Genomic DNA, 10,712 nt, shown 5'->3' with positions numbered 1-10,712 from the left:
CAAACTAGGGAATTTTAGATGCCCACTTTTGCGGAATCTTCAGTGCCCGTTGACATGATGTACGATGCGTGGGAAGCGAGCGGTGCCGCGCGTGTCGCTCTCGCCAGGGCCGCACTCGACATCTCTCCGCTATGCGCGGACGCCTATGTCCTGCTTGCGGAGGAAGACGCGCGATCCCAACCGGACGCACTAGCCCTTTACCGTCAAGGCGTGGAGGCAGGCGAGCGCGCGCTCGGCAATGAATTCGAGGAACTGTCTGGCCACTTCTGGGGGTTCCTGCAGACCAGACCCTATATGCGGGCGCGAGCAGGACTGGCGATGACATTATGGCGCACGGGCGAGCAGCAGGCGGCGATCGACCATTATCGCGCGATGCTGATCCTCAATCCCAATGACAATCAGGGCATCCGCTACCTGCTGGCAAGCGCCTTGCTCCAGCGCGACGATCTCGCTGGGCTGAAGGTGCTACTGCGCCAGTATGAAGGAGATGGAAGTGCCGCCTGGGCCTACACGCTGGCGCTGATAGCCTATCGCGAACAGGACCCGCGCGGTCCGGCGATTGTCCGGGAAGCCTGGGAGAGCAACTCGCATGTGCCTGCCATGTTGGCCGGCCTCAAACGCCTCGTTCCTTCTCGCGACGGCTACATCAGTATGGGCGGAGAGGATGAGGCGACCGCTTATGTCGAGGAAAACGGCGCCGCCTGGCGTGCCATCCCGGGCGCCATCGACTGGCTGGCCGAAAGAAGCACGGGGCTGAAGCCGCGACATCGCGGATGCCAGTCATGAGGAACGAACGCGCGCAAACGGTCGTTTGCGCAGCATCCAGACCGGTCCAGCAAAAACAACGCGCTATTCGTCGCACAAAGCTGTTGCCAAACGACATGCAAAAGCAACAGATAAATGCAGCATCACCCAAGCTGCTCGGCTATGCTCGCGTGTCCAAGGCCGAAGACCAGGATACCGCCCCGCAGATCGAAGCACTCGAAGCCGCGGGCTGCACCCGGGTCTACGAAGAACATGCCTCGGGCGGCCGCTGGGATCGACCGGAACTCCACCGACTGCTCGACCGTCTCGAGCCCGGTGATGTTCTCGCAGCCTGGAAACTTGACCGGCTGTCGCGGTCGCTGAAAGATCTGCTGCTTATCCTCGACCGCGTCGAAAAGGCCGGCGCCGGATTCCGCTCGCTGACCGAAAATATCGACAGCACAACGGCATCCGGTCGCATGATGATGCAAATGCTGGGCTCGTTCGCCGAGTTCGAGCGCGCCATGGTGCGCGAACGAACGCAGGCTGGCCTGCGCTCGGCGCGTGCCCAGGGGCGCAGTGGCGGCCGACAACCCAAGCTCTCGCCCCACCAACAGACCGAGGTCATCACCATGCTCACCGCTGGCAGATCGACAGCCGATATCGCCCGCCTCTTCCGCGTCCATCGCGCCACCATCAGTCGCATCGTCAACAACTTCGCCGTCAAAGACGCCGCGCGAACTCCATAACGTTCCGCGTCCGTTCTTCGCCTTGGCCGTTTTTCAACCTATGAGGTCACTGCGCCTTGTTGCGCCTTTTCCCGGTGCGCCGCAGTCCAGGTGTACCAGGCTCCGAGTACGATCACAGCATGAGCCGCCAGCGTTGTGAAGACGACCCATTCCGCCTCGCCGCTGCACAACAGGCTGTAGATGTCCCATGCCGCGCCGACCGCTTCGGTTAGCACGATCACCGGGACCAGCGCGATGTATTTCCACGGCTGCCGCGCGCCCCACAGGGCGACGATACCGATCGCGGCCAGCTGTATCCCGACGATCAGCCAGGCATCGAGCAGCAGATCGAACACCGGCTGGCCCTGGCCCAGATCGATTCCCGGATAGATCAGGGACAGGGCCCCTGCATAGACCGGCGGCCAGAGCAGGACCAGATTGCACAGGTACCAGATTCCGCTGGCGATGAAGAAGATGCGCAGGCTTTGCATGGTTCGATCTCCAAAGGCTGCGCCGGTCAGTCGGCGACCGCGAAAATGTCGGACGTTGCGCCGGCGATCCGTGCAACCTTGAACGGCGCATAGTCGGGGCAGGCCATGAACGCTTGGACATCCGCCATCGCAGGGAAGCGGATGATCACCGTATAGTGCGGCGCCGCGCCTTCGCCTTCGAAGCGTTCGAACTGGTTGGAGCGGCAGATCAGTTCGCCGCCGAACCGCGCAACCATCGGCGGAACATTGGCTTGGTAGTCCGCAACCCAGCCATCGTCGTGCGAGGTGACGGAAGCGATGAAATAGGCGGCCATGGTTGTTCCCTCCGTGTCGTTAGCGGTCTGGTCTGCGGCTTTCGGTTCGCCGCGTCAAAAGAATCGATTGCCGGGGCGCGGCAACCCGAAATGATCGCGCAGGGTCGTGCCTTGGTAGTCCTTGCGGAAAATGCCCCGGCGCTGCAATTCGGGCACGACCCGATCGACGAAATCGTCGAGCCCCTCCGGCAGATAGGGGAACATCACGACGAACCCGTCCGAACCGCGCTCCTCCAGCCATTGCTCCATCTCGTCGGCGATCGAAGCCGGAGTGCCGACGAAGGCGAGCCCGGCATAGCTGCCGGCTTTCGCGGCGAGCTGGCGGATGGTGAGGTTGTACTGTCGGGCTTGCGTGACCAGCATTTCACGAGAGGTCTTGCTGGCGTTGGTATCGGGTATTTCGGGGAGGGGGCCATCGGGGTCGAACCCCGAAACATCGTGATCGAGCATGCCGCACAGCGAGTGAATCCCGCTTTCATAGTGAACCAGGCTGTCCAGGTGAGCGCGCTTGGCCTTGGCCTGCTCGACCGTGTCGCCGACAACGACGAGCGCGGCGGGCAGGATCTTGAGATGATCGGGATTGCGTCCGATCGGGATCATCCGCCCTTTCACATCGGAATAAAAGCTCTTGGCGGCGGCAAGATTCGAACCGGCGGCAAAGACGACTTCGGCGGTTTCGGCGGCAAGTTGGCGTCCAGGATCCGACGCACCGGCCTGGAAGATGACCGGCCAGCCTTGCGGAGGGCGGGCAATGTTGAGCGGCCCGCGAACGGAGAAATGCGGGCCCTTGTGATCGAGCACGTGCATCCGCGCGGGATTGAAATAGATGCCGCTTTCCGCATCGCAGACGAAGGCGTCTTCCGCGAAGCTGTCCCACAGGCCAGTCACGACGTCGTAGAATTCGCGGGCGCGCCCGTAGCGGCCGGAATGATCGGGCTGCACCTCGAACCCGAAATTCTTGGCGCTCTCGGGGTTGGACGTGGTGACGACGTTCCAGCCGGCCCGCCCGCCGCTGAGGTGATCGAGCGAGGCAAAGCGGCGCGCGACGTGAAAGGGTTCGTCGAAGGTGGTGGAGGCAGTGGCGACCAGCCCGATCCGTTCGGTGGCGCCAGCCAGCGCCGACAGCAGGGTGAAGGGTTCGAACGAGGTGACGGTGTGGCTGCGCCGCAGCGCCTCGACCGGCATGTTCAGGACCCCGAGATGATCAGCCATGAAAAAGGCGTCGAACTTGCCTGCTTCCAGCTTGCGCGCGAATTGCCGGATCGCGGCGAAGTTGAAATTCGCATCCGGGATTGCCCCGGGGTAGCGCCAGGCGCCGGTATGGATGCTGACCGGCCGCATGAACGCGCCGAGGTGAAGCTGACGTTGCAGGCTCATGCGTTTTGTTCCTTCAGGCTCGCGAAGACTGCCGGGGATCACCTTCCCTGCAGCTTTTCCAATATTTGGCGGGTCAGGACCGCTGTACTGCCGTTGCCGCCCAGATCGGGGGTCAGGACTGCTTGCGGATCGCGCAGGACCGCTTCGATCGCGGCCAGCACCATCGCTGCGGCTTCCGCTTCTCCCAGATGGTCGAGCATCATCGCCCCCGACCAGATCTGTCCGATCGGATTGGCAATGCCCTGGCCGGCAATGTCCGGAGCCGATCCGTGCACCGGTTCGAACATCGACGGATAGCGCCGCGACGGATTGAGATTGGCCGACGGCGCGACCGCTATCGTCCCGGTTACGCCGGGACCGAGATCGGACAGGATGTCGCCGAACAGATTGGATCCGACCACCACGTCGAACCGTTCGGGTGACATCACGAAGCGGGCGGCCAGAATGTCGATATGGTACTGGTCGGTGGCGATCCCGGGATATTCCGCGCCGATCGCCGCGAAACGCTCGTCCCAGAACGGCATCGAATGGTAGAGCCCGTTCGACTTGGTGGCCGAGGTGACATGCGGCCGGCCAAGCTTGCGCGCGAAATCGAAGGCGTAACGCAGGATCCGGTCGGTGCCGCGGCGGGTGAATACTGCCTGCTGGATGACGATTTCATCCTCGCCGGTGCCGGTGCGGCCGCCGATCTGGGAATATTCGCCTTCCGAATTTTCCCGCACCACCCAGAAGTCGATATCGCCGGTGCTCTTGTCGCGCAGCGGCGAGCGAATGCCGGGCAGCAACCGCACCGGTCGGAGATTGACATATTGATCGAATTCGCGCCGGATCGGCAGCAGCAGGCCCCACAGCGAGACGTGATCGGGCACCCCCGGGTAACCGACCGCGCCAAGGAAGATTGCGTCATGATCGGCAAGCCGGGTGAGCCCGTCATCGGGCATCATTTTCCCGGTGGCGAGATAGGTTTCGCAGCTCCAGTCGAAGTCGCGAAACTCGAGCGCGAAGCCGCATCGCTGCGCGACCGCCGACAAGACCTGCACCCCGGCGGGCAGAACCTCGCGGCCGATGCCGTCGCCGGGAATATTGGCTATGGTATAGCGGTTCAAGCGGGCTTCCCGTGCCGAAAGGTCAAAGGTAGGTGTTCAGGGTCTTGAGGACCCGGTAAGCCCCCAGGAATGTCGGCGCATCGACGCCGAGGCGTTCGGCGGCCTCGGCGAGCGGTCCCAGAATTTCGTCGACCTCCATGCGCCGTCCTGCCACCAGGTCATCGTGCATCGAGGTCCGCACCGGGCGATTCTCCGGCTTGAACCGGCCGACCATGGCCATCACCCCGGCGAGCGCTTCGTCGAAGCTTTCTCCGTTGATCTCGACGAGCCGTGAGACGGGCGCGAAGAAATTTTGCGGTTCGTACCCCAGCGCATTGTAGATCGCCAGCAGGTCCTTGACGATCAGGACATACTGGGCCGCGCCTTCGCGTACCGCCACACCGTCGATGAAATCGAGCTCTTTGATGCCGCCCAGGGTGCTGGCGCTCCACGATGAAGCACTTCCGACCTGGACCAGTTTTTCCCAATGGACATGGGTGATGTCGGCAGTCGAGCGGGACCCCATCCCGGCTGAGTCGAGCGCCTCGGCCATGGTCCGGGTGCGATCGCTTTCCCCGCCTCCCAGTTCACCGAAATAGGCGGTTACCGGGACGGCCATGTGGTTGAGCGCGCGGCCGGGTTCGAGCAGGGTTGCGCCGTCCATGATCGACCCGCCGATCACCTTGTCCTTGCCGAACGCGGCCTGCAGCCGGCCTTCCTTGCCAACCCCGTTCTGCAAGGTGAGGGCGCAGGCTGTCCGGTCAACCAGCACTGTCGCATCGGCCAGCGCCTGATCGGTGCCCTTCGCCTTGGTCAGCAAGATGTAATAGTCGATCGCGTCCTCGACCTCAGCCGGGGTCTCGACCGCGAACAGGTTGTCGCGCTGCACGAACTGTGCACGCACCCCTTCGATTTGCAGACCGCCCTGACGGATTGCCTCGACATGGGGTTTGCGCGCAATCAGCGTTACCTTGTGTCCGCCGCGGGCCAGGAAGCCGCCGACAACGGAACCAAGACCGCCTGCGCCGTGGATGCAGAAATGCAATTGTTTCGTCATTGCCGATGTCCCGCGTTCGATCAGGCGATGCCGAGCTCGATGAGCTTGGCTCTGATCTCTTCCTTCTTCTGCGGGGTCACGTCGGCAACCGGCGGCAGGATCGGGCCGGCCTTGAGGCCGATCGCCTCATACCACGCCTTGATGTTCGCCAGTGCCGAAGCATAGGTCGCGGTGCGCGCAATATCCCAGACAAACTGGTCATGGTAATATTCGCGGACATCGTGCAGGCCTTCCCACTTGGTGCGGGCCTCTTCCCATTTGCCCTGGTTGGCGAGGTTGATATAGTCGCGCGCGAGGTGGCGCTTTTTGCCATAGAGCATGAACGACAGTTCGCCCCAGCACACCGTCCCGCCCAGCCGGAGGTCTTCGAGGAAGAAATATTCGAACGGCTCCATGGTGTTGAAGCCTTCGGGCATCAGGCTGCGGATCTTGATCGTCTCGGCGCGGTTAAGCGCACCCTGCTTGACCCCGATCACGGTCTCGAGATCGGCCAGGCGGCGCATCAGGTTCCAGCTCAGCACCGTGCCCGAAACCGGCGTGCGGTAGAGGCAGACCGCCATGTTGCTGCGATCGGTCAGATACTTGAACCAGGCGAAAATCTCGTCGTCAGTGCGAAGCTGGACGACGGGATTGATGACCTCGGCGCCGTTGAAACCCAGCTTCTCGACGAACTGCATCTTTTCGAGCGCGAGGTGGACCGACGGGTCGAGGATGATCGTCCAGAGATCGAGCCGCCCGGCGTTGGCCTCGGCGACGATCTCGTGATAGCGCATCCATTCGGACGGAGTGACGTTCCAGCATTCGGCAATGAAGCCGCCGACCACCAGGCCATCAAGGCCCATTTCGACATATTTGTCGATGTTGTAGCGGATTCCGTCGATGTCGAACTTGTGGTCCGCGGTCATCGGGGTGATCGGACACTGGTAAAACCCCCGGACTGTCTCGGTGGCCCATTTCTTGGCGTCCTTGCGATCATAGTCCATGGTTCTTCTCCTCCACCCTTTGACTTGTTAAGCTCTTGGCCGGGTTCCGCGCTAGGTAGCGGCCAGTGCCGATTGGGCAGCGGCGAGGCGCGCTATGGGAACTCGGAACGGGGAAGCGCTGACATAATCGAGGCCGACCCTGTGGCAGAACGCGATCGAGGCCGGATCGCCGCCGTGTTCGCCGCAGATCCCCAGCTTGATGTCGGGGCGGGCCTCGCGGCCCAGACGGGCGGCCATCGCAATCAGCTTGCCGACCCCTTCGACATCGATGCTGACGAATGGGTCGGTGGCAAAGATGCCCTTGTCTATGTAGCTGCCAAGAAACCGTCCGGCATCGTCCCGGCTGATGCCCAGCGTGGTCTGGGTAAGATCGTTGGTGCCGAACGAGAAAAACTCGCCAACCTTAGCGATTTCGTCCGCCACCAGCGCGGCGCGGGGCAATTCGATCATGGTCCCGACGGTGAATTCAACCGTCAATGCCTGCTCCGCGAAGACCGCTTCCGACACCCGGATCACAGTCTGCTTGAGCATGTCGAGTTCGCGGGCCGTGCCGACAAGGGGGATCATGATTTCCGGCACGACCGGTTGGCCGGTCTCCCGGCTCACCGCGCAGGCCGCTTCGAAGATTGCGCGGGCCTGCATCTCGTAGATTTCCGGATAGACCACGCCCAGGCGGCAGCCGCGGTGGCCGAGCATCGGATTGGACTCGGCTAATTCCTCGGCCCGGCGTCTGAGCTGATCCACGCCGATGCCGACGGCGGCGGACAGCTCGGTGAATTCCGATTCGGAATGGGGAAGAAACTCATGGAGTGGGGGATCGAGCAGCCGCACCGTGACGGGAAGCCCCTGCATGATCTCGAAAATCCGGGCGAAATCGCTACGCTGTTCGGGCAACAACCGATCGAGCGCGACGAGCCGCTCAGCCACATTCGCGGCCAGGATCATCTGGCGCATGAAGTTGATGCGTTCGCCGTCGAAAAACATGTGTTCGGTGCGGCACAGACCGATGCCTTCCGCTCCGAACTGGCGGGCGACTTCGCAATCGACCGGGGTTTCGGCATTGGTGCGCACATTCATGCGGCGATGCCGATCGGCCCAGGCCATCACCGTCGCAAATTCGCGGTCAAGCTCAGGCATCACGGTTGGCAGGGCGCCCTGGAAAATCTCGCCGGTGCTGCCATCGATAGTGATCAGGTCACCTTCGGCGATGTGCACGCCACCAATCTCCGCTGATCGCGCCTGGTAATCGATCGACAGGCTGGACGCCCCCGAGACGCAAGGGCGCCCCATGCCCCGCGCGACGACCGCCGCATGGCTGGTCATGCCGCCCTTGGCAGTCAGAATTCCGCGAGCGACATGCATGCCATGGATGTCGTCCGGCGAAGTTTCCTGCCGGACCAGGATGACGTTTTCCCCCAGTTCGGCGCGCACCGCAGCCGTATCGGCGTCGAACACGACCGCGCCCGATGCAGCCCCCGGCGAAGCCGGAAGCCCCGATCCCAGCAGGGTCCGTGGCGCGTCGGGATCGAGCGTGGGATGCAGAAGCTGATCGAGCGAGGCCGGATCGATCCGCCTGATCGCCGCTTCCTCGGCGATCAGGCCTTCCTCGACCATATCGACGGCGATCTTCAGCGCGGCTTTGGCCGTGCGCTTTCCGGAGCGGGTCTGCAGGATATAGAGCTTGCCGCGCTCGACCGTGAATTCGATGTCCTGCATGTCCTGATAGTGCAGCTCGAGCAGCTCGAACAGGCGGGCGAGCTCCGTGAAGACCGCGGGCAGCGCCTCTTCCATCGACGGCAGCTTGGCACCGGCGGCCGTGCGGGCTGCGAGCGTCAGATATTGCGGCGTCCGGATCCCGGCGACCACATCCTCGCCCTGGGCGTTGACCAGCCATTCTCCGTAATAGGCCTTGTCCCCGGTTGCCGGATTGCGGGTGAAGGCGACGCCCGTCGCGCTGGTTTCGCCGAGATTGCCGAATACCATCGCCTGGACGTTGACCGCCGTTCCCCATTCGCCAGGGATGCCGTTGAGGCGGCGATAGACCTTGGCGCGATCGGATTCCCAGGATTCGAATACAGCAGCGATTGCGGAAGCAAGCTGCTCGTCGACGTCCTGCGGAAAGGGAGCGCCGCGTTCGGCCTCGACGATGCCGAAGAACTCGCCGATCAAGTCACGAAGATCGGTGGCGCTCAGGTCCACGTCCTGCGAGACGCCGCGATCTTCCTTGGCCTTTTCCAGCGCGTCCTCGAACCGCGCGTGATCGATCCCGAGCACAACGCTTGCGTACATCTGGACGAAGCGGCGATAGCTGTCCCAGGCAAACCGCTCGTCGCCAGACGAAGCAGCCAAGCCACGCACCGTTTGGTCGTTGAGGCCCAGGTTGAGGATCGTGTCCATCATGCCCGGCATCGAGACCCGGGCGCCGGAACGAACCGATACCAGCAAGGGATCGTGCCGATCGCCGAACCTCTTGCCCACCGTGCGCTCGATATGGGTCAGCGCCGACCTGACTTCGCCATCGAGGCGCGCGGACTGGCTGTGGCGATCGCGCAGGAAATGAAGGCATTCTTCGGTTGTGATGGTGAAGCCGGGTGGGACAGGCAACCCGATCCGCGCCATCTCGCCGAGATTGGCGCCTTTGCCGCCCACTACCGCCTTGTCGCGGGCGCGCGAGTCATCATGGGCAATGCCGGGGCCGAACGTGTAGACGGTTTTCATTTGCTGCTAGTTTCCCCGCGGAATGTGCCGCTCTTGCCAAACATGTCCCCGGGCATGCCGCGCCTTGCCGCCACACGGGCGGCAAGGCGGCTGGCGAACACGGTCCTTACATCCGGAGGATGGCCTTGATCGCGCTGCCAGTTTTTTCGGTGTCTTCGACAGCCTGGTTGATCTGATCGAAATCGTAGAACGAGCAGAGCTTCTCGAATGGGAACAGGCCGGCCTTCTGCATCGCGATCAGCTGCGGGATGAACACCTGCGGCGTGCTGGAGCCTTCCACTACCCCGCGCAGCTTGCGACCGAACAGGATGTTGTTCATATCAAGCGAAAATTCGGTGCCCAGCTTGGCGCCGCCCACGACTGCGGTTTCCCCCATGTTGTGGGTGCTTTCGACCGCCGAACGCAGGACTTGCGGGATCGCGGTCGTATCAATCGCATAGTCCGCGCCGCCGCCCGTCATCGCGACAATCGCTTCCTGGGCATTTGTGGTCGAGGCATCGATGACATCGGTTGCGCCGAGTTCGCGCGCGACTTCGAGTCGGGCGGGATTGCGATCGACCGCGATGATCTTGAGACAGCCCGACGACTTGGCGGCCATCAGCGCGCTGAGACCGACCGAGCCGACGCCGAAGATGGCGATCGAGGAACCCGGAGCCGGCTGCAGCGAATTGAGGACTACGCCCGCCCCGGTCTGGATGCCGCAGCCCAGCGGGCCGAGCAATTCGATCTGCGCGTCGTCGGCAACCTTGACGCAATTGTTCTCGCTCGCGATCGAATAGGTCGCGAACGAGGACTGGCCGAAGAAGCAGGCGTTCACGTCCTCGCCGTTGCGCGTGATCGGGGTCGATCCGTCGAGCCTGCGGCCCATGAAATTGAGCGGGAACAGGCTGGGGCAATAGGCCTGATGCCCCTTGAGGCATGACGGGCAGGTGCCGCAGTAGCTGAACGACAGGACCACCTTGTCACCTGGCTTGACAGTGGAAACGCCGCGTCCGACCTTTTCGACAACGCCCGCGCCCTCGTGGCCGAGCACAGCCGGCAGCGGGGTCGGATAGTACTGGTCGCGGACAGTCAGGTCGGTGTGGCACATGCCCGCCGCGGCAACCTTTACGAGCACCTCACCATCGCGGGGGTCCTCAATCGATACGTTATCGAGGACGAATTCCCCGCCTTGGCGTTCGATGATCGCGGCGTAGGCTTCCATGCATTTTCTCC

Annotated in this window: 10 protein-coding genes; 2 read left to right on the top strand and 8 right to left on the bottom strand. The window is 63.0% G+C overall.

The window, feature by feature from the left end:
- Window positions 1–18 precede the first annotated feature (18 nt).
- A complete protein-coding gene (locus V2B31_RS05280; RefSeq protein WP_328276098.1) occupies window positions 19–786 on the top strand; it encodes a hypothetical protein in 768 nt (255 codons plus the stop codon).
- Window positions 783–1,493 carry a recombinase family protein gene (locus V2B31_RS05275; RefSeq protein ID WP_328276096.1) on the top strand — a complete coding sequence of 237 codons (711 nt, stop codon included), beginning with the start codon at window positions 783–785 and terminating at the stop codon, window positions 1,491–1,493. The genes V2B31_RS05280 and V2B31_RS05275 overlap by 4 nt, the downstream gene beginning before the upstream one ends.
- A 38-nt stretch (window positions 1,494–1,531) precedes the next feature.
- Here V2B31_RS05275 and V2B31_RS05270 read toward each other — a convergent pair whose 3' ends face one another.
- The 8 genes from V2B31_RS05270 to V2B31_RS05235 form a co-directional block, all read right to left on the bottom strand.
- Entirely contained in the window at window positions 1,532–1,963 is a 432-nt protein-coding gene (locus V2B31_RS05270; protein WP_025551201.1) for a BphX family protein, read from the bottom strand.
- Between the two features lie 26 nt (window positions 1,964–1,989).
- Complete coding sequence (locus V2B31_RS05265; protein WP_013834075.1) at window positions 1,990–2,277, bottom strand: DUF1330 domain-containing protein; 288 nt, start codon at window positions 2,275–2,277, stop codon at window positions 1,990–1,992.
- Window positions 2,278–2,331: 54 nt separating this feature from the next.
- Window positions 2,332–3,696, bottom strand: coding sequence for an LLM class flavin-dependent oxidoreductase (locus tag V2B31_RS05260; RefSeq protein ID WP_328276093.1), 1,365 nt, complete (start codon window positions 3,694–3,696; stop codon window positions 2,332–2,334).
- Complete coding sequence (locus V2B31_RS05255) at window positions 3,693–4,760, bottom strand: tartrate dehydrogenase (RefSeq protein ID WP_013834073.1); 1,068 nt, start codon at window positions 4,758–4,760, stop codon at window positions 3,693–3,695. The genes V2B31_RS05260 and V2B31_RS05255 overlap by 4 nt, the downstream gene beginning before the upstream one ends.
- 22 nt (window positions 4,761–4,782) lie before the next feature.
- Window positions 4,783–5,796, bottom strand: coding sequence for a ketopantoate reductase family protein (locus V2B31_RS05250; RefSeq protein WP_013834072.1), 1,014 nt, complete (start codon window positions 5,794–5,796; stop codon window positions 4,783–4,785).
- A gap of 20 nt (window positions 5,797–5,816) precedes the next feature.
- Window positions 5,817–6,779 carry a dihydrodipicolinate synthase family protein gene (locus tag V2B31_RS05245; protein WP_328276089.1) on the bottom strand — a complete coding sequence of 321 codons (963 nt, stop codon included), beginning with the start codon at window positions 6,777–6,779 and terminating at the stop codon, window positions 5,817–5,819.
- 51 nt (window positions 6,780–6,830) lie between these two features.
- The gene (ppdK, locus tag V2B31_RS05240; RefSeq protein ID WP_328276087.1) at window positions 6,831–9,497 is read right to left on the bottom strand and encodes a pyruvate, phosphate dikinase; all 2,667 of its coding nucleotides are present in this window, start codon (window positions 9,495–9,497) and stop codon (window positions 6,831–6,833) included.
- A 106-nt stretch (window positions 9,498–9,603) separates the two neighbouring features.
- Window positions 9,604–10,701, bottom strand: coding sequence for an NAD(P)-dependent alcohol dehydrogenase (locus tag V2B31_RS05235; protein WP_130030186.1), 1,098 nt, complete (start codon window positions 10,699–10,701; stop codon window positions 9,604–9,606).
- Between the last annotated feature and the right edge of the window lie 11 nt (window positions 10,702–10,712).

This window comes from Sphingobium sp., assembly GCF_036170395.1.
Taxonomy (GTDB): Bacteria; Pseudomonadota; Alphaproteobacteria; order Sphingomonadales; family Sphingomonadaceae; genus Sphingobium.
Note: the sequence above shows the minus strand (reverse complement) of the source record. Positions and strands in the feature narration are given on the sequence as shown.

Coding starts and splice junctions, on each gene's coding strand:
- V2B31_RS05245 (WP_328276089.1), bottom strand. CDS start 6,779: ATGGACTATGATCGCAAGGACGCCAAGAAATGGGCCACCGAGACAGTC.
- V2B31_RS05265 (WP_013834075.1), bottom strand. CDS start 2,277: ATGGCCGCCTATTTCATCGCTTCCGTCACCTCGCACGACGATGGCTGG.
- V2B31_RS05270 (WP_025551201.1), bottom strand. CDS start 1,963: ATGCAAAGCCTGCGCATCTTCTTCATCGCCAGCGGAATCTGGTACCTG.
- V2B31_RS05235 (WP_130030186.1), bottom strand. CDS start 10,701: ATGGAAGCCTACGCCGCGATCATCGAACGCCAAGGCGGGGAATTCGTC.
- V2B31_RS05250 (WP_013834072.1), bottom strand. CDS start 5,796: ATGACGAAACAATTGCATTTCTGCATCCACGGCGCAGGCGGTCTTGGT.
- V2B31_RS05280 (WP_328276098.1), top strand. CDS start 19: ATGCCCACTTTTGCGGAATCTTCAGTGCCCGTTGACATGATGTACGAT.
- V2B31_RS05275 (WP_328276096.1), top strand. CDS start 783: ATGAGGAACGAACGCGCGCAAACGGTCGTTTGCGCAGCATCCAGACCG.
- ppdK (WP_328276087.1), bottom strand. CDS start 9,497: ATGAAAACCGTCTACACGTTCGGCCCCGGCATTGCCCATGATGACTCG.